Origin of the sequence: Bosea sp. 29B, from assembly GCF_902506165.1 — a bacterium.
Lineage (GTDB): Bacteria > Pseudomonadota > Alphaproteobacteria > Rhizobiales > Beijerinckiaceae > Allobosea.
On record NZ_LR733817.1, the window covers coordinates 2,763,472 to 2,780,933 of the forward strand.

20 protein-coding genes are annotated in these 17,462 nt (G+C 63.6%); 10 read left to right on the forward strand and 10 right to left on the reverse strand.

The window, feature by feature from the left end:
- Positions 1-54: 54 nt before the first annotated feature.
- The 4 genes from GV161_RS13525 to GV161_RS13540 form a co-directional block, all read right to left on the reverse strand.
- The gene (locus GV161_RS13525) at positions 55-258 is read right to left on the reverse strand and encodes a DUF2934 domain-containing protein (RefSeq protein WP_152014049.1); all 204 of its coding nucleotides are present in this window, start codon (positions 256-258) and stop codon (positions 55-57) included.
- A gap of 111 nt (positions 259-369) precedes the next feature.
- The gene (locus GV161_RS13530; protein WP_244624026.1) at positions 370-828 is read right to left on the reverse strand and encodes a DUF411 domain-containing protein; all 459 of its coding nucleotides are present in this window, start codon (positions 826-828) and stop codon (positions 370-372) included.
- Between the two features lie 37 nt (positions 829-865).
- Entirely contained in the window at positions 866-1,303 is a 438-nt protein-coding gene (gene cueR, locus GV161_RS13535; RefSeq protein ID WP_152014048.1) for a Cu(I)-responsive transcriptional regulator, read from the reverse strand.
- Complete coding sequence (locus GV161_RS13540) at positions 1,300-3,852, reverse strand: heavy metal translocating P-type ATPase (RefSeq protein WP_152014047.1); 2,553 nt, start codon at positions 3,850-3,852, stop codon at positions 1,300-1,302. The genes cueR and GV161_RS13540 overlap by 4 nt, the downstream gene beginning before the upstream one ends.
- Before the next feature lie 155 nt (positions 3,853-4,007).
- On the opposite strand from GV161_RS13540, the gene GV161_RS13545 reads away from it, so the two are divergent.
- A complete protein-coding gene (locus GV161_RS13545; RefSeq protein WP_152014046.1) occupies positions 4,008-4,205 on the forward strand; it encodes a heavy-metal-associated domain-containing protein in 198 nt (65 codons plus the stop codon).
- Between the two features lie 270 nt (positions 4,206-4,475).
- Positions 4,476-4,904, forward strand: a complete 429-nt coding sequence (locus GV161_RS13550; protein ID WP_244624036.1) for a DUF305 domain-containing protein — start codon at positions 4,476-4,478, stop codon at positions 4,902-4,904.
- Between the two features lie 104 nt (positions 4,905-5,008).
- Here the strand turns inward: GV161_RS13550 and GV161_RS13555 are convergent, their stop codons facing one another.
- Complete coding sequence (locus GV161_RS13555) at positions 5,009-5,314, reverse strand: hypothetical protein (RefSeq protein ID WP_152014044.1); 306 nt, start codon at positions 5,312-5,314, stop codon at positions 5,009-5,011.
- 650 nt (positions 5,315-5,964) lie between these two features.
- Positions 5,965-6,291 carry a hypothetical protein gene (locus tag GV161_RS13560; protein ID WP_244624025.1) on the reverse strand — a complete coding sequence of 109 codons (327 nt, stop codon included), beginning with the start codon at positions 6,289-6,291 and terminating at the stop codon, positions 5,965-5,967.
- Positions 6,292-7,072: 781 nt separating this feature from the next.
- On the opposite strand from GV161_RS13560, the gene GV161_RS13565 reads away from it, so the two are divergent.
- The 6 genes from GV161_RS13565 to GV161_RS31155 all read left to right on the forward strand — a co-directional run bounded on the left by GV161_RS13565 (position 7,073) and on the right by GV161_RS31155 (position 11,712).
- On the forward strand, positions 7,073-7,999 hold the full coding sequence (locus GV161_RS13565; protein WP_152014042.1) for a DUF3991 and toprim domain-containing protein: 927 nt from the start codon (positions 7,073-7,075) through the stop codon (positions 7,997-7,999).
- Positions 8,000-8,225: 226 nt separating this feature from the next.
- On the forward strand, positions 8,226-8,795 hold the full coding sequence (locus tag GV161_RS13570) for a hypothetical protein (RefSeq protein WP_244624024.1): 570 nt from the start codon (positions 8,226-8,228) through the stop codon (positions 8,793-8,795).
- A 439-nt stretch (positions 8,796-9,234) separates the two neighbouring features.
- Entirely contained in the window at positions 9,235-9,393 is a 159-nt protein-coding gene (locus tag GV161_RS13575) for a hypothetical protein (protein ID WP_159654023.1), read from the forward strand.
- Between the two features lie 686 nt (positions 9,394-10,079).
- Entirely contained in the window at positions 10,080-10,394 is a 315-nt protein-coding gene (locus GV161_RS13580; protein ID WP_152014041.1) for a DUF736 domain-containing protein, read from the forward strand.
- A gap of 346 nt (positions 10,395-10,740) precedes the next feature.
- Positions 10,741-11,496: a hypothetical protein gene (locus GV161_RS13590; protein WP_244624023.1), complete on the forward strand. Its 756-nt coding sequence runs from the start codon at positions 10,741-10,743 to the stop codon at positions 11,494-11,496.
- Positions 11,497-11,523: 27 nt separating this feature from the next.
- Complete coding sequence (locus GV161_RS31155; RefSeq protein ID WP_244624022.1) at positions 11,524-11,712, forward strand: hypothetical protein; 189 nt, start codon at positions 11,524-11,526, stop codon at positions 11,710-11,712.
- A gap of 40 nt (positions 11,713-11,752) precedes the next feature.
- On the opposite strand, the gene GV161_RS13595 is transcribed toward GV161_RS31155, so the two are convergent.
- From GV161_RS13595 to GV161_RS13610, 4 genes are all read right to left on the reverse strand, one after another.
- Entirely contained in the window at positions 11,753-12,016 is a 264-nt protein-coding gene (locus tag GV161_RS13595; protein WP_152014039.1) for a WGR domain-containing protein, read from the reverse strand.
- A 401-nt stretch (positions 12,017-12,417) separates the two neighbouring features.
- Positions 12,418-13,320: a hypothetical protein gene (locus GV161_RS13600; protein ID WP_152014038.1), complete on the reverse strand. Its 903-nt coding sequence runs from the start codon at positions 13,318-13,320 to the stop codon at positions 12,418-12,420.
- Between the two features lie 20 nt (positions 13,321-13,340).
- Entirely contained in the window at positions 13,341-13,844 is a 504-nt protein-coding gene (locus GV161_RS13605; RefSeq protein WP_152014037.1) for a type II toxin-antitoxin system YhaV family toxin, read from the reverse strand.
- A complete protein-coding gene (locus GV161_RS13610; protein ID WP_152014036.1) occupies positions 13,841-14,176 on the reverse strand; it encodes a type II toxin-antitoxin system PrlF family antitoxin in 336 nt (111 codons plus the stop codon). The genes GV161_RS13605 and GV161_RS13610 overlap by 4 nt, the downstream gene beginning before the upstream one ends.
- Positions 14,177-14,337: 161 nt before the next feature.
- Here GV161_RS13610 and GV161_RS13615 point away from each other — a divergent pair, with 161 nt between their 5' ends.
- Positions 14,338-16,056, forward strand: a complete 1,719-nt coding sequence (locus GV161_RS13615) for an ATP-binding protein (RefSeq protein ID WP_152014035.1) — start codon at positions 14,338-14,340, stop codon at positions 16,054-16,056.
- Complete coding sequence (locus GV161_RS13620) at positions 16,043-17,461, forward strand: UvrD-helicase domain-containing protein (RefSeq protein ID WP_152014034.1); 1,419 nt, start codon at positions 16,043-16,045, stop codon at positions 17,459-17,461. The genes GV161_RS13615 and GV161_RS13620 overlap by 14 nt, the downstream gene beginning before the upstream one ends.
- The last annotated feature ends 1 nt before the right edge of the window (position 17,462 follow it).

The following is a 17,462-nucleotide window of genomic DNA, read 5'->3' on the forward strand; positions in this document are numbered from 1 at the left end:
ACCTCCGGCATGAGGCCGGCCCCACGCGTCGGCGCCCTTCGGTCGGACGACGAGCTATTTCTTCTTCTTGCTTGCCACGGCAGCTTCGTCCGTCGCCTCCGGGCTAGGTCCCTCTCCGACGATCTCGGATTCGGCGCGCAGCCAGTGCTCCAGATCGTGGCCTTCCGGACAGCCCTCATGCACCCAGATCTCATAGGCGCGCAGCTCAATCTTCGGCCGAAGGATATCCTGCTCGGCAGCGGCGTCGGTTTCGGACATGATCGTCGGGCTCCTTCTTCAATGTCTGACCTCACCAGGCGCCCGGCAGCATGGGCCTGAGGTGGCCGGTCATCGTTGATGGATGTTAAAGATCAGCGCCCGCCGCACCTTTCAGTAGCGCGCAAAGATTTGCCGCCCGCGCGCACCAAAGAGCACCACGTCGTATCGGTCCGGTGGACCGCCGGTCTCCATGCCGGGAGAGCCGATAGGCATGCCGGCGACCGCAAGGCCTGTCGCAGTCGGCCGTTGGGCAAGAACGCGCAAAATCTCCTGCGCCGGAACATGACCCTCGATCACGTAGCCCCCGACCATCGCTGTGTGGCAGGATTGCAGATCGTCCGGCACGCCGAGCCGCGCCTTGAAAGGCGTGAGATCGTCCAGCAGCTTTTCCTCGATGGAAAACCCAGCCCGACGAAGATGGGCGATCCAGGCCGAGCAGCAGCCGCAGCTTGGCGAGCGCGTCACCTCAATCGAGGTGCCCGAAGCCGACACGGATGTGCTGCCAAGCGTGACGAGCGACGCGCCAAGTCCCGCGGCAAGGCTCATGAGTGTCCGGCGGCTGAAGTTCACGGTGTTCTCCTTCGATGCGATATCGTCTCAAGCTCGATCATGGCGCACTATCGATGGCGCCACGCGAGCGTCGCGGCTTGCCAACCTCGCCCAGTTCCAGATCCGCAAGGATCGGGCAGTCGGGCCGGTTGTCTCCCGAGCAGCACGACGCCAGATGCTCCAGCGTCGCAGCCATTTCCTCCATCTCCTGGATCCGTCGGCGCAGGTCGGCGATGCGTGCGAGCGCGATCCGCTTCACATCGGCGCTTTGCCGGCTGCGGTCCCGCCAGAGCTGCAACAGGTCCTCGATCTCCGCCATCGTGAAGCCGAGGTCGCGCGACCGCCTCACGAAATGCAGCATGTGCACGTCGGTGGCTGAGTAGTCGCGATAGCCGGCCGTCGTTCTGCCTGCCTTGGGGATCAGCCCGCTCTGCTCGTAGTACCGGATCATCTTTGCGCTGACGCCTGAAGCGCGCGCCGCCTCGCCGATATTCATGCCGCGCTCCTTTCCAATGCCGCAGAAGAGCGCGATGCGCGTCCCTCGCCGTCGTCCGATTTGTGATGGGCGCCAGGCATGACTCCCGGACGGAAGCGCCGCAGCCGCAACGCGTTGCCGAGCACGAAGACGCTCGAGAGCGCCATCGCGCCTGCCGCCAGCACCGGCGACAGCAGGATGCCGAACGCCGGATAGAGCACGCCGGCGGCAACCGGAATCAGCAGGATGTTATAAGCGAACGCCCAGAACAGGTTCTGCCGGATATTGCCGATCGTGGCTTTCGACAGGGCGAAGGCATCCGCGACACCCTTGATGCTGCCCGACATCAACACCACGTCGGCTGCCTCGATCGCAATGTCGGTGCCGGTGCCGACCGCGAGGCCAACATCCGCCTCCGCCAGCGCCGGCGCATCATTGATGCCGTCGCCGACGAAGGCCAGCCGACCATAGGCTTGCTTGAGGCGACGGACCGCTTCGACCTTGCCTTCCGGCGGCACTTCCGCGACGACCTCGTCGATGCCGAGCTGGCGCGCGATAGCGTCGGCGGTACGAGCATTGTCGCCGGTGATCATCGCCACCTTCAGTCCGAGACCATGCAAGGCCGCGACCGCATCGGGGCTTGAGGCCTTGATCGGATCGGCGACCGCGATGATCGCGGCCAGCTTGCCCCCGATCGCGGCATAGAGCGGCGACTTGCCCTCGTCGGCGAGCTGGCTGGCGATCGCAGCAAACGGCGCGACATCGATGCCCAGCGAGCGCATGTAGCGATCGGCGCCGATCTCCACACGGACCCCGCCCGCGTCCGCGGTGACGCCTAAGCCGGTCAGTGATTCGAACCGGCTGACGTCCGGGAGGCGAAGCCTCTCATTCGTTGCCATATCCACGATCGCCCGCGCAATCGGATGTTCGGACTTGGCCTCCACGGCGGCGACCAGCGCCAGCACGTCGCTACGCTCGAATCCATCGGCCACGCCGAGATCGGTGAGGACCGGGCGACCCTCGGTCACCGTGCCCGTCTTGTCGAGCGCGACGACCTTGGCATCCTTCAGCAATTGCAACGCCTCGCCCTTTCGGAACAGGACGCCCATCTCGGCGCCCCGGCCGGTGCCGACCATGATTGAGGTCGGCGTGGCGAGTCCCATCGCGCAGGGGCAGGCAATGATGAGAACGGCGACCGCATTGACCACGGCAAAGGTCAATGCCGGATCCGGCCCGAAGATGAGCCATATGGCGAATGTCGCGGCGGCCACCGCCATGACCGCCGGCACGAACCACATCGTCACCCGATCCACCAAGGCCTGGATGGGCAGCTTCGAGCCTTGCGCCTCCTCGACCATCCGAATGATTTGCGCGAGCACGGTCGCATCGCCGACGGCGCTTGCCCGCACGCTCAGCGCGCCCTTCTGGTTGACGGTTCCGCCAACGACGTTGCTGCCGGCAACCTTCACCACGGGGATCGGCTCGCCGGTGATCATCGATTCATCGATGTAGCTTTCACCCTGGATGACCTCGCCGTCGATCGGCACGCGCTCGCCGGGTCGGACCTCGACCACGTCTCCCGACACCACCTCGGCAATGTCCACTTCGACAACGCCGTCGCCACGCCGGACATGCGCGATTCTCGGCTGCAACCCGACCAGTCGCTTGATCGCCTCGGACGTCCGTCCCTTCGCGCGTGCCTCGAGGAAGCGACCGAGCAGGATCAGAGTGACGATCACCGCGGCGGCTTCATAATAAACGTTCACGGTGCCAGGCGGCAGAAGGCCCGGCGCGAAGGTGGCCACGAGAGAATAAAGGTAGGCGGCAAGTGTGCCGACGGCGACCAGAGAGCTCATATCGGGGGCCAGCCGCACCAGCGCCGGCAACCCCTTCGCGTAGAACCGCCGTCCGGGGACGAACAGGACCAACGTCGCCAGCGTGAACTGGATGTACCAGCTCGCCTGCATGCCAATGGTGCGCATGATCAGGTCGTGAATCACTGGAACCAGGTGCGAGCCCATCTCCAGCACCACAATGGGCGCCGTAAGCAACGCTGCGGTCGCGAGATCCCGCTTCAGGCCGGCGGCCTCCGCCTCCTTGCGCGCCGCTGTCGCCGGGTCGGGCGCGCCAGCGCTCACCACCCGAGCTTCGTAGCCGGCCTCCTCAACGGCCTGGACCAGCAAGGCAGCGTCGATCGATCCCTCGACGGTCGCGCGCTCGGTGGCCAAGTTGACCCACGCCGCCGCGACGCCCGGAACGGAGGCGAGGGCGCGCTCGACCCGCGCAACGCAGGAGGCGCAGGTCATGCCCTCGATGGCGAGTTCCGTCCGGGTCGCCGGAACGGCGTAGCCGGCTTCCTCGACCGCGGCGACCAACGCCTGATAGGCGATCGGGCCGGAGCCCCTCACCTCCGCCGTCTCGGTCGCGAGATTGACGCTGGCACTTTCAACGCCAGGAACGGATTTCAGGGCCTTTTCCACACGTCCCACGCAGGACGCGCAGCTCATGCCCTCGACCGGCAAGATGACCGCATTTCGGGCGGCGGAGAGGTTCCTCACGGGTGCGTTCATGGCGTCATCCTTCCGCAACTATTCTCGTCTGGAGCGAAAGGTGGGGCTTCCAGTCGTTGGAAGGTCAAGGCCAAAAAAAGATTTCGGCAGCCCCTTGACCTTCCCACGCTGGAAACCGCCATCTGAGTGGGCATGAGAGCCAAAAGGAGATCCTCATGCAGTTCCACATCAAGAACATGACCTGCGGCGGCTGCGCCCGCAGCGTCACCAAGGCGATCCAGAGTGTGGACGCCCAGGCCAAGGTCACCATCGATCCAAACACCCGCAAGGTCGACGTCGCGTCCCAGCGGCCGCGCGTCGATTTCGAGGCAGCCTTGCAGCGCGCCGGCTATCCGGCAGCGGGCGCGGCGTGAGGCGGAAAGGCGCGGCCCGGGTCCGCCGCCGGGCCGCGCTGCTCTTGCGGTTTAGTTTGGTGGCCTGCCCGGTCCGGGATTGATTGCTCGTCGCCCCTCCGCGGCAACGGGCGGCTGGGTCGCCCGAAACAATCATCCTTTCGATGCGTTCCCTTGGTGCGCCACAAACACGACAGCTGACCCGTACAACCAACCAGAAGAAGGTAACGGCCGATGGACGAGACGCATCATCATCAGGGACACAGTCATTCTGCGGCGCGCGCATACTGGATGCTCGGCCTCAATCTGTTGTTGAGCCTGATCGTGATGTATCTGGTCATGTACACGATGATCGACGGCTGGCCCGATTACCGCAACAACATCAATATGCTCTACATGGCGCTCACCATGTGGGCGCCGATGGGCATCCTGATGATCGTCACAATGGGCAGCATGTACCAGAACGCGCGAACGAACATCGTGCTTTATGCAGTCTTTGCTCTGGTGACACTCGGCTCGTTCTGGGCCACGCGCAGCCAGGCATTGGTCGATGATCGCCAATTTATCCAGTCGATGGTCCCGCACCACTCCGGCGCTATCCTGATGTGCCGCGAGGCCAAGCTCGTGGACCCGGAACTGGTCAAGCTGTGTCAGGACATCTCGCAGGGACAGCGGCGTGAAATCGAACAGATGAATGCGATCGCCGCACGCCTACGCTGAGAGCGTGGTCAGGACCCATCGGGACTCGGCTGTTCTCCCTTTCAAACGGCGACTCGAGAACGCACGCATGGCGCAAGCGGCCGCCGCATCGGGCGGATCGACACTCATGATTCATCGTCCTTGTCCTCGCCGCGCGCCGACGCTGCGCTGCATGTGCTTCGTGTGCAGGTAATGGTCAGTTGGCGGTTGCCCGGCCCTTCGCAATCCACTTTGAAGACGGCGATCGCGTCTGATTTGTAAGCCTCCTCGATCTTCCCCGGCAGGCAGCGTGCTGCCTGCAGCGTTGCACTGAGCTGGCCATCGCTCGCGAATGCCGCGCCGACCGTCACCATCGACAGGAGAATGACCCCGACGCAAGACTTCACGACCGGGGTGCGATGCGCTTGCCGCATCTTGATAGTCTTCTTCATGGCAGATTTTCCAAAAGCCCGGCTTCCCCCGCGGCTCCTCTCGGGAGCGCAGGCGTGGATCTCGATCCGCGCCGCGCCCAGGCCCCAAGCCTTGAGCACCGATGCGCGAGATCGAGAGACCGGATAATGTCCGAAAGGAACGGGTGCCTTACAAAAACGGCACGCGTCCCGCGCTACGTGCTGACGCCCGCGGCGTCACGCGGCGGCCGCTCAAAGTCGGAGGGCCCGAGGCCTGCACCGTCTTCGTCGGGCGCATGCAACATGGCTTTGCCATCGCTAAGGACGGCGATCGATAGGTCTGACAGCTGCGGGGCCGACGATGGGCATGTCGCTCCGCTGCACGCATGCAAGTGAACCGCTGATGGCGATTGAGCGGATGCGTTCTCGGCGGCGCCCTCGGCCACATGAACCGCTGATTCCGAGCCGGAGACGTCCGCAAGAGCAGCCGGCACATGGGTCAAAGCAGACGCAGCGATCCACGCCACCAGGAGCCAACTCATCAGCCGACGGCCCCAATCACGCGGCAGCGCGATCCTACGCGATACCATTCCCACCTCGACCCGATTCGCAATCGTCAGCAAGTATTGCGACAGCTATGTCCGGAGTAGGGCGAGAGTGAGCGATCGCAGCGGACAACCCAATCCGGTAGGTCAGGCACGATCGTCGTTTGTGATCCGACTGTGGCCTGCTCTTGCGACCGGACAGGGCGGCGCGGCGAGCTCGACGCCGTGGCCTTCCGGAACATAGCCCAGCTCGTCGCACAGATCGCGGAACGCAAGTCGCCGCCGTTCTTTCTCGATCTGGGCACTGTCGCAGCGGTCTGCGTGTTCTTCGTCCGTGAGCCCCTCAGGTCGGCAGATCGGGCAGGAGGCGACGTGAAAACTATGCTCCCAAGCCGCCAACGCCTCGACATAAGCACGATGTGCCGCAACAGCGCGCGACTCAAGCGACAGTTCGTGCTGTCCGTTCTCAACCACCACACATTCCCCGGCGGGATAGTGTCTGCGGTACGCCCCCGCAAACGAACCCTCTCTGACTCTTGGTGATCGGGGAGTTCGAAACCGTGCTAGACGGCCCTGTGGCCTTTAGTTCGGGTGAACCTGTTGCATACGCCGCAGGCTCCCCGACCATAAGGTCAAGGAGTTTGATGCCGTAACGGCCGGCACCAACCGCTAGCAGGGGTGTCGACGCCCCAGGGCAGCGCGTACTGCCCCGCACGACTCATAACCGCTCGTTCGAGCGGCTTCTAGATGGTTTGCGTAAAGCTACGCTTCCGACCACAGGATTGGGCGTCTCCCCTTCGGGGCCGGGCTGGCGGCTGCGCGGAAGCCCCGCGGGCGGGTCTTCCCCCATTCGGGCAACCATCCCTGACGCACACAGCGCGAATTCCTGCGACACGATCTCCGCCCCGGCGCGAGATCGCCTGAAATCTTGCTTGTCGCCCAGAACCTCCCGCGACAGCTCCGTCCGCCGCATCGATCCCGGATTTCGCGCGCCGGGAACTCAAACAGAGGATGTAACCCTCGTCCAACAGCATGATCCATGCTCCCGGCTCGCTGAGCGGGGGTGATGCCGCTGGCGCGGTGCCTGATGCAAGGGAGGCTGCGCCGCGGCCGGGATCCGATTTTGAGACGGCTTGTCAACGCGCCCTTGCATCCGGCACGCTTCGCGGCGGGCGGATGGCATTGCCGTCGCGATAGGGCAACGGAGGGTCAGCTACAGAAAGGACCAGGCGGGAAGCGCGCCAGGTGAAGGATCATGGAGAAAAGCGAAATCGAAGAGTTGCGAGCCAAGGTGGGTTGCGCCGCGCTGCTCCAGCAGGGCGGTTGGAAGGTCGATTTGAAAGAAAGCACGCGGCGCGCCGTCAAGTACCGTCGCGATGCCCAGATCATCATCGTCATTCACAATGATCGCGGCTGGTTCGATCCCCTGTCGATTGCGAAAGGCGACGTGTTTGATTTAGCCGGGCATCTGGGCGCGCAAAGCTTTCCGCAAGCCTGCGAACGGGTCGCCGCGCTTGTCGGTTTTGTGCCGAGCCCGCCTGCATGGCAGCGTGAGGTCCGGCCCACGCCGCTCGCGGCGGTAGCCGATCGCTGGCGCCGGCGGGGCATCCCACGGCTCGGCTCCGAGGCCTGGCGCTACCTCACCGAGGTGCGCGGCATACCCGACACGATTGTGATTGCCGCCGTCGGACAGGGCACACTCCGCGAGGGCCCGCGCGGCAGCATGTGGGCGGCTCATTGCAACGACGATGGCGCTCTGCTTGGCTGGGAAGAGCGTGGCCCTGAGTGGCGTGGTTTCGCGACCGGCGGTGCGAAGGAACTGTTTCGGCTGGGTCCTTCGGCAGCGCCAAGGATCTGCATCACGGAGGCGGCGATCGACGCCATGAGCCTGGCGGCGATCCAGGTTCTGCGGCCAGACACGCTCTATGTCAGCACCGGCGGCGGCTGGTCGCCCGCCAGCGAGGAAGCCATTCGCCGTCTGGCCAGTAGGCGGAACACTCGTCTTGTCGGCGCGACCGATAACAATCGGCAGGGCGAGGTTTATGCGGAGCGCATCCGGCAGATCGCTGACGAGACCGGCGCCGCATACGTGCGAGCGCGCCCCCGCACCGGCGATTGGAACGAAGACCTGCTCGTGCTTCTCGGCCGACTTGCACAAGAGCCGCTCGCGGCGGCCGGGTGATCATCCGAGGTTGCAAACCGCCGGGCGAAATCAGCCGGGTACGGTTTTCGCGGATAAGAGGTGAAGGCGAGAGCCGAGGGCCGGACAGGAAATGAGTGAGCGCTGCCGCATGCCCGGCCGGCGCATCAAGGGAGGCTCCGCCCGCTGCGCGGCCCTTGACCCGCCGGACCGGAGAAGCGGCCGCCCCGAAGGTGTCATCAACACCCGAAGGGAAGGACGGCCCCCCATGCCCATCTACACGATCGAGACTACCTACCATCTGCCGGTCTACCGCCACCGCTCCTATGAGGCGCCGAGCCTTGCCGAGGCCTGCCGCCTCGCCATCGAGGACGATGATTGGGAGGCGGAAACGCGCGACTATGAATTCGCCGGCGAAACCTATGTCACGGGCGCCTGGGACGGCCGCGACTGCGCCTATAGCGGCCCGGCGCTGCCCGTGCCGTCGCATTTCGACGAGACCGTGCAGCGCAAGGCGGATCATTTCGAGATCCTGCTCGGCCTGGTCAAGGTTCTGGGCGGCGCGGGCGATGCGAAGCAGAGTACCTATTGGGTCGAGCGCGCGGCATCGGCCGTCGCCAAGGCGGAGGCGATCCTTGCCGGTGCGCGCGATCCTGCTCCGGACGCGCCGATGCCACGGCCGCACATCCTGCTGTCGTTCGACGAGAGCGAGGTGCGCGCGACGATCGGCGAAATCATCGCCGGCGACGAGACCTTCGCCACGCTCTCGGCCGATGAGATCGGAGACGACGACAGAACCACGCCTTCCAGCTGGCCCGCACCCTCATGGTCCCGGTGACGCTCTTCAAATCCGGCGACGCCTATGGCGCCCTCCCCTCCAACGAGCTTGACGACAGCGACGACCTCGAGCTGATCCACGAGTTCGATCCCTACGAGCGCGGCCCGGCTCACTGAGCCGGTTGCGCCGGCGCCGCGCCACGCGGCGCCTCGACTATCGGCAGAGCCGACCCCGCAGCCTCAGGCCGCGGGAAGGAAGAAAGAGTGACCCGGTCTCAACGTCGAGCCAGGGCCATCTCTCTCTCATTGGGGGCTGATCGTACCGGCAGTCGGGCGGCGTCAAGGACGCGCGGTGCCCCCAATTTTCGGTCGCCGCCCGTTGGGCGTCGCCAGAAAATCGGCACCCCCACGCGCCGGCTCCGCCGGTCGCCTCGCGATCCCTGACCCCTCCCTCCAACACCTGGTCGCCTGCCTCCGTCATCGAGACGAAGGAGGTTCACATGGAAGACATTCGCGACATCTACGCCGAAATCGCAGAACTCCGCGCCGAGCTTGCGCACTGCATCCTAACGCGCAAGGAGCGCCGCGAAACGCAGCTGCGGCTTGATAGAGCGCTCGTGGAAGCTGAGCGTCGGCAGCGCGCGGTAGAGGGGGCTTAGCCCCCTTTTTTTGTCGGCGATGGCTGTGGGTGTTGTTGCATCCGGAAGTGATGCGCTTGCGTCCCTCGGGCGAAGGCCCCGCCTCTCGGCGGGGCTCGCTCGTCGAACGGATGGAGCGGTGGCGGCTCAGAGCGATCTGCAGGGCTCACCTCCGACCTCGGGCCAGAATGTCGGGTGCCGGTTGGCGCGGAGCGCGGAACATCGGACGGTGCGGCCGAGAAATCGTGCAGTCTGAACATCGAGCGTCAGGCGAGCCTTGGTGCGCGACATTCGCGCGAAGGCGGGTGATCGCGAATCCCTTGCGCGGGTGCGGTTGCGGTCGGCGAGTTCGACGCCGGCCTGGGAGAGCGAGTGCGCCGTGATGCTGCCGTCGAGTGCGATAGCGATGTCGATGTGGAAGCGCCTGTCATCATTCCCAAGGCGTTTGCGAAAGCCACCCCCAGCACGAACCCGATTGGCCTGGTCTGACCGAAGGACGAGCACGCACGCGTCCTCTCGATCTTGTCCCCGCAACGTCCTTCGACGACTTTTTTCCGCCGCCTTCGGCTTTGCATCGCGAAACAAAAAAGCCGTCTCCGGCCGCCTTCCACTGCGTTTCAGCCCTCCGGGTGCGGGTCGATCGCCTCCGGTCTCACGACCGCCATCGGGTCGCGATGGGCGCGGCCCTGAAACAAGGGAATGAGACAATGGCTAACATCGGCAACTTCACCTCGAACGGCAACGGCTTCACGGGCACGATCCGCACCCTGACCCTGAACGTCAAAGCTCGGCTGGTCCGAATCGAAAACCCCTCCGACAAGGGCCCGCACTTCCGCATCTTCGCCGCTGCGAATGTCGAGCTCGGCGCCGCCTGGCAGAAGCACTCCGACCAGACGGACCGCGACTACCTCTCGGTCAAGCTCGACGATCCGAGCTTCCCCGCCCCGATCTACGCGACCCTGGTCGAGGTCGAAGGCGAAGAAGGCCTGCAGCTGATCTGGTCCCGGCCGAACCGGGATTGATCCGGGCGACGAGCGGGCCCCGCCGAAAGGCGGGGCCTTCGCCATTTACGCCTCACGCTCGGGCTGCGGCCAAACAACGCCGCAAGACGCTCCGGCATAGCGAGTAGCTTTTGCGCAGCGGCGATCATCGCCTCGGCGACGGTCGGATAGGTTTCGGCGGAGCTCACCGAAACACCACCGGGAAACGTCACTGTCGCCTGATAGCCGTTGCCTTTCGGCGTCGCAGAGAGCCTGATTTCCGACATTGCAGTCCCCTGCAGGCAATTGGAACACAATCGAAAGCGTGGGCCCTCGCGCTGATCTATTCTACGCCATGTGATCGCGCAAAAATCTCAAGCCTGGCCACTTGCTGTCGCTCGCCAATGAAATCTCCGACATCGACTTCCAAAATCAGCCTGACTGGGCAATCGTCGAAGCTAGTTCAATGGCGCGCGAGATAACGATGCCCTTTAATGAGTTCGGGTTTCAAGAGGTCGAATATCAGAAGCTGTATCGACAGTTTGCGGCTCCCTTCCTGGTCGAAGGAAATGCTGAGAATAACCTAGTTTTTATCCATGAGGCACAGCAGAACCACATTTACGGGGTCAATAACGCACTGCTCGAACTGACGGGAGACGCCCTCACCCTCCTGTCTCGGATTGCATTCACTGCGGAGGCCTCTCACTTTCTCCGTTTCGGTGTGATGCGTCGTCTGCGGATGATTGATTCATCGTTCAAGAGCTTTCAGAGCATCGTTCCGCCAAATCGGACCGTCCCTCTGTCGCCGGATCAATCCGATCGGGTCTGTCGCGACCTCAACGCGATTTACATCGATCTCCTCGGCCTTCTCGACAACTACGCCTGGGTGGCCGTTCATCAGCTCGGGTCAGCAGCGATGAAGGCTGCGAACCCGTTCTCGATCGGTCTGTTCAAACAGGCCTTTGCCGTTGATCCCGCTCTAAAGCCTGCGGCTGATGCCCTGCAGCCGTTCAGTGACTGGGAGAGAGATGTTAAGACCCGACGCAACCCGGCAGCTCACCGCATGCCGCTCTACGTGCCGCCGGCGGCGCTGACGCCGGAGGACGTGGTCGAGTTCGAGCGGTTCGAGGCCTTGATCTCGTAAGCGCTTCACGCCCAGGAGTTCGAGAAGATGGACGCTCTACGCGAGGGGCAGCGGCGTGTCGGAACGCTCATTCCGAAGTTCCTTCACGATCCTGGTGAGCCGGTGATCGATATCTATCCCACCGTCCCCGAGGATATCGGCCAAGCCGTAAAGATCGGCCGGACCATGCAGACGTTTCTTCTGAACGCGGGTCCGGCAGCGGCGCAACCCCAATAGGCCAAGTGTGCGCGTCGCCTGGAGCCACGCCGGGTGCCGATCAATGGCGTTCGATCGAGTTGGGATCGAGATAGCCTCGCCGCCTCTTGGCACGCTCGAGCCTGTTCAACGCGTCGTCAGCTTCCTCGACATCATCGAACGTTTCAATCATCGACTGCCCAATAGTGCCGATGCGCCCCCAATGTCGAACCAGCGAGACGCCACCGAACAGGGTCGGCTGGATGGAGAGCACGTAGAACCGCCGCATATTCCGCGTCGGATCGATGCGCCGAAGACAAAGAGAGTCCTGATCCTTCCTAGCCATGCCAGGAGTCTCGCCTGCTCCGATGACGCGGTCCAATTGAATTCTTGAATCGATCAGGAGCGAATGATTCACGGCATCGATAGGTGGGAACGCAAGAGCACGTGATCCGGCCGATCGGAAAAAGCGGTAGTGGTTGGGCGAGCCGCCTGTGGCGGCCTGGCTCTACTCGCGCCACTCCGTGTCACTCCCGGAGCCCGCTTCGCGGTCTCCGCCCAGCAGGGTGACGATCCATCTCGCGAGACAAGATCCGGCTGATTGATGGGGTACTTCGTTGGAACTAGCCTCGGCACGGCACCAAACAACAAATCACCTTTACGGGCTTTCGGGACGCGCCCCGTATATCCTCTCCATCGATATCTCTGTTGGGAAATGTGGCATTCAGATCATCGAGGTCGACGCCGCTAAGCGTGGCTTAGATCGAACTCGCCCGGCGCATCTTTGATCGGCACCGCGAACCATTCATCTTCATCGACGCCAAAGAGCCCGTGCGACACTGGCACTGTCGCCAGCGGGTTATGGACTACGTGCATGGCCAGAGGCTTTCCATGGCGCCGATCGGCGGCACAGCCGAATACAGCTGACACACCGGCGTAGGCCGGATCCAGGAACGGCGTCGTCGGAATTGCAGTGTTGTTGTGATTGATGATGGAGAAGCGCAGTGAAATAGAGGCGCCCTCGATTTTACTGGTCTCGCGATTAATCGCATACTGAAGTGGTCCCACTGGGAAAACGCTTTCAACGCCAAACGGCATTCGTGTGATTCCGCGCGCACCGGGAGTCCATCCCAACTGGCAACCGTTGATCGCAATGATGTAGCCGTCCGTCGGCAAGACGGTTCCCTTTTCGAGATACTTTTTCAGCTTGCTGACTTTCGCGTCGAAGGCGGTCGTCCAGCGCAGCAAGATCTGTTCGTGGGGGAACGTACCGACCTTGCATTCGTTCGGCTTCGGACCCTCCAACCAATCGGCGGGGAGGTTTTTTGGCTCAGGACATACAGCCTCGATCCAAATCCTCACGCCATTATGTTCAAGGCACAGGTCCGGGCCATCGCCGACGCAGGTCAGCTCGTGACCTTGATCATGCAGATGCTGCGCAAGCAGAAGCTCCCACGTGCGTTGCGCAAGGCTCGACGGTTTCCCGTTGGTGAATTCAGCGACAAAATCTTCGTTGGGGAGACCAAGGCGCGCGTAGGTCTCCCAAAGCCCTGTGAGTTCGGCCAGCGACCAAGGGCTATTCTTAAATTGGTGCGCAAGGAAAGTACGGACGCGCGCATCAAATCGAGTGAGTTTTGTTCGTGCGATCATCTCATGCCGCTTTCCTTGAATTAACGCTTGCGGGCAACTCGCGTGAGCCGACTTGCTGCGCCGGTATCTGACGCGGCGGCGAGAAGCTCCTTCCACGTATCGGGCGGATTCCCGCGATCCAGCATCCTCCGAAATACGGCGTAGGCGTCGTTGGCACTCTCATAGGCCCGTAGCGTCGAGTCGTCGTTCACCCACGCCAGCACGATGATCATGGAACTCGCCGATTGCTGATAGCGAAAGAAGAGCCGGAATTGCTGCAGGAATTTCGCGCGGAACCAGTGCTTGTAGTCGTCGCCGAGCGTGCCGCCCTGCCGATAGGCGTCGCGAGTCGGGTCACTCGGGATATCCTCGAACGCCACCTTCAAGACCGCCGCGAGGAGCTTTGCGGCGCGCTTCTTTTTGTACCCCTTGGGATCCTTCTCGCGCGCCTTCTCGACCGCCGCGGTCATCGCCTCGAGCTGGTCGAGAAACAGCGGATGCGCATAGATCGTCCAACCGTTAACCTCGACGGTGTCGTCGTTCACGCCTCATCTTCCGGCAGAGCAGCGTCGAGATCGACCTGGACGCCCTTGACGAGGGATTTGCCGCGCGCGACCAGCGACTTCGGCACCGGCCGAATTCGCGATGGCTCGTTTGCCATGTCACGCGCCAGGAATGCGAGGAACGTGCCGATCACCGGATCGCCGTCATCCGCCGACTTCTTCGCGATCACGACGGTGCCGTTCGCCAGCCCGCGAAACACCACCTGGTCGCGCTTGCCAAGCGCGAGCATCTTGCGGATGGCTGCGGGCACTGTCGTCTGTCCGCGCTCCGTGATGGTCGCGGGGATTTCGAGGATTTCGGCGGTCTTGGCCATAGCCAGCTCCTTGCGTCGTCACGCCATCCCATGTAATGCATTTGCATTGTAAGTCAAGCTCAGCCGAGTCGTCCGCAGTGACACGGGAGTTTGGACCGGGGCGGCTGGATCCACCGATTCCGTGGGCGCTCCCGGGCGGCGAACGACCTGGGGGAAGCGGTATGGCGCTGGTCCGCGTGCTTGAGATCGAAAACTTTCGAGCGGTCAAAAGCCTTCGTTGGCTGCCGGGAGCGGGGATAAATTGCCTGATCGGGCCGGGCGACAGCGGTAAGTCCACCATCCTTGATGCCATCGATCTTTGTCTCGGCGCTCGGCGGTCGCTCTCTTTCACTGACGCAGACTTTCACGCTCTCGATTTCAGCCATCCCATCCGCATTGCCCTGACTCTCGGCGCTCTGGATGACCCCCTAAAGAACCTCGACGCATACGGTGACTTCCTCGTGGGCTTCGATGTGGCTACCGGGGCGGTGGAACCAGAGCCCGGCGCTGGCCTCGAAACCGCCCTGACGCTGCAACTCACCGTCCAGGACGACCTCGAGCCGGAATGGACGCTCGTCTCACCTCGCGCGCAGGCTGCTGGTCGGACCCGCAACCTCAACTGGGCCGATCGCACGCGCATCGCACCCGCTAGGCTTGGCGCTACCAGCGACGCGCATCTGACGTGGCGACGCGGATCGGTGCTGACAAAGCTCACCGATGGCAAGACCGACGCATCAAAGGAGCTGACGCGGGCGGCACGTGAGATGCGCGACACCTTCGACCAAAAGGAGCTCAAGGAGCTTGAGGAGCCGCTCAAGATCGTCAAGGCGGCTGCGGGGGACATGGGCGTGCCCGTCGGCGCCGCCGTACAGGCGTTGATCGATGCCGGCTCGGTCACCTTTACGGGCGGGACCATTTCACTCCATGACGAGGAAGGGGTGCCGCTACGCGCGCTCGGTCTTGGTTCGTCGCGCCTGCTCATCGCCGCCTTGCAACGGAAGGCGGCGGAGAACGTCACCACGTTTTTGATCGACGAGCTCGAATACGGCCTCGAACCACACCGCATCATACGCCTGCTCGGCGCTCTGGGCGCGAAGGAGGAGAATGCGCCGTTGCAGGTCTTTGCGACGAGCCACTCGCCGATTACCGTCGCCGAACTGTCCGCACACCAGCTTTACATCGTACGCGAGAACGGCGGGCGACATACCGTCACCCGCGCGAGCGATGCTGGGAATGTGCAGGGCACGATCCGCGCCCACGCCCACGCCCTGCTCGCATCGTCGATTGTGGTGTGCGAGGGCGGAAGCGAAGTCGGTCTGATGCGTGGTCTGGACCAATACTTCACCGCGAGCGGTGAGACGTCGCTGTCGGCCTGCGGCGCGACTTTGGTCAACGGCAACGGCGATGAAACCTTCAGCCGCGCGATCGCATTGCAGTCCCTCGGATACCGGACCGCGATCCTGAGAGACAGCGACAAACCTGCTCCAGCAGCGGCCGAGGCAGCTTTTATCGCTGGCGACGGCACCATCTTCGCATGGGGCGGCGGACGTGCGCTCGAACAGGAGCTGTTCGCCGCGCTGCCGGACGGTCCTGTGAGCGAGCTACTCGAGCTCGCTATCGAGACGAAGGATCGCGCGTTGATCGAAGCGCATATCAAGACGATCTCCAGGGGCGCGAAGGCGCTCGGCGATTTGGAGACGGAAGCACTGATAGACGGCCTCTCTCCCGATAGTCGGGCTGTTTTGGGGAATGCAGCAGCGCGTTTTGGATGGCTGAAGACCATCAGCACGATGGAGACGGCGGGTCGGACGATCGTTGGCCCCTGCTACAGCAAGGCCGACGCCAGCCTCACCAGCGTCATGGACGGCGTTCTGGACTGGGTCGAAGATGGCAGCCGCTGAAATCGACCTGCGCTCGATAAACCGCGGGCTGGTGATAGCGCCTGCGGGCTGCGGCAAGACCCAGCTCATCACCGATGCTCTCGCGCGGCACGCCGGGTCAAAGCCGATCTTGGTGCTGACGCACACCAACGCAGGGGTAGCGGCGCTCCGCGGCCGTCTCGAGAGGGCTGGCGTGAAGCCGAGCGCCTACCGCGCCACAACACTCGACGGCTTTGCGATCAGGCTGATTTCGACGTTTCCGCAACGCGCGGGACACGATCCTCGTATCGTCAACGGCTCGCGGCCGAATTACGAAGCGATCCGCGATACCGCAACGCGGCTCGTCGCTGCTGGACATCTGAATGACATCCTCGCTGCGAGCTTCGCACACCTGTTCGTCGACGAATACCAAGACTGTTCGATCCGCCAGCACTCCCTTGTTACCTGGCTGGCACAGAGCCTACCCACTGCCATCGTTGGAGATCCCTTTCAGTCGATATTTGGATTCGGTGGCGATCCGTTGGCCGACTGGCAGGCGGACGTGGTGCCGTTTTTTCCGATTGTGGCAGAACTCGTGACCCCTTGGCGGTGGATCAACGCGGGGGCGCATGACTTGGGAAATTGGCTGCTGGCTATTCGGCCCGATCTAGCGACGGGCAAGCCGATCGACCTTCGGACCGCGGCGAGCGGCGTTGAGTGGGTTCAGCTCGATGGCCTACGGGACGATTCGCTGCGGCAAGCGGCGGCCGCTGTTCACGCACCTGGCGAGACGAAGGTCTTGATTATCGGCGACAGTACCGACCCGCGCGGACAGCGCCGCTTTGCCAGGCAGGTCGAGGGAGCGGTGACTGTGGAGGCCGTTGACCTGCGCGATCTCACTGATTTCGGCAGCGCGCTGGATCTCGCCAGACCTGACGCGCTCTCCGTCGTCGCCGATTTCGCGGAGAACTTGATGAGCGCCTTTTCCGCAGACGACCTCGTGCGGTCGGTGGCGGCGGCGAACGCCGGAAGACTCGGCCGTGCCCTTTCCGACATCGAGCAGGCGGGTGCGAGATTCGAAACGTCGCGGTCGCTCGCGGAGGTCGCCCATCTCCTCGCCGCCATCAATCGCGCGGGCGGCGTCCGATGCTACCGCCCCGCGGTGCTAGCGGCCGCGCAACGGGCTCTCCAACTTGCGGGCTCGGCCGGCGGGCCGTCGTTCCGAGACGCGACTGTCACGATACGGGAACAGTCCAGGCTCATTGGCCGGCCTCTTGCCAGGCGTTCCGTCGGAAGCACCCTGTTGCTGAAAGGTCTCGAAGCCGACATCTCGGTTGTCCTCAATGCCGGTGCACTCAACGCGCGCAATCTCTACGTCGCGATGACACGCGGCTCACGCCGGGTGCTTGTCTGCACTCCGAAACCGATACTGAATCCGCCCTGGTGAC

Coding starts and splice junctions, on each gene's coding strand:
- GV161_RS13525 (WP_152014049.1), bottom strand. CDS start 258: ATGTCCGAAACCGACGCCGCTGCCGAGCAGGATATCCTTCGGCCGAAG.
- cueR (WP_152014048.1), bottom strand. CDS start 1,303: ATGAATATCGGCGAGGCGGCGCGCGCTTCAGGCGTCAGCGCAAAGATG.
- GV161_RS13540 (WP_152014047.1), bottom strand. CDS start 3,852: ATGAACGCACCCGTGAGGAACCTCTCCGCCGCCCGAAATGCGGTCATC.
- GV161_RS13545 (WP_152014046.1), top strand. CDS start 4,008: ATGCAGTTCCACATCAAGAACATGACCTGCGGCGGCTGCGCCCGCAGC.
- GV161_RS13550 (WP_244624036.1), top strand. CDS start 4,476: ATGCTCGGCCTCAATCTGTTGTTGAGCCTGATCGTGATGTATCTGGTC.
- GV161_RS13555 (WP_152014044.1), bottom strand. CDS start 5,314: ATGAAGAAGACTATCAAGATGCGGCAAGCGCATCGCACCCCGGTCGTG.
- GV161_RS13565 (WP_152014042.1), top strand. CDS start 7,073: ATGGAGAAAAGCGAAATCGAAGAGTTGCGAGCCAAGGTGGGTTGCGCC.
- GV161_RS13570 (WP_244624024.1), top strand. CDS start 8,226: ATGCCCATCTACACGATCGAGACTACCTACCATCTGCCGGTCTACCGC.
- GV161_RS13575 (WP_159654023.1), top strand. CDS start 9,235: ATGGAAGACATTCGCGACATCTACGCCGAAATCGCAGAACTCCGCGCC.
- GV161_RS13580 (WP_152014041.1), top strand. CDS start 10,080: ATGGCTAACATCGGCAACTTCACCTCGAACGGCAACGGCTTCACGGGC.
- GV161_RS31155 (WP_244624022.1), top strand. CDS start 11,524: ATGGACGCTCTACGCGAGGGGCAGCGGCGTGTCGGAACGCTCATTCCG.
- GV161_RS13595 (WP_152014039.1), bottom strand. CDS start 12,016: ATGGCTAGGAAGGATCAGGACTCTCTTTGTCTTCGGCGCATCGATCCG.
- GV161_RS13600 (WP_152014038.1), bottom strand. CDS start 13,320: ATGATCGCACGAACAAAACTCACTCGATTTGATGCGCGCGTCCGTACT.
- GV161_RS13610 (WP_152014036.1), bottom strand. CDS start 14,176: ATGGCCAAGACCGCCGAAATCCTCGAAATCCCCGCGACCATCACGGAG.
- GV161_RS13615 (WP_152014035.1), top strand. CDS start 14,338: ATGGCGCTGGTCCGCGTGCTTGAGATCGAAAACTTTCGAGCGGTCAAA.
- GV161_RS13620 (WP_152014034.1), top strand. CDS start 16,043: ATGGCAGCCGCTGAAATCGACCTGCGCTCGATAAACCGCGGGCTGGTG.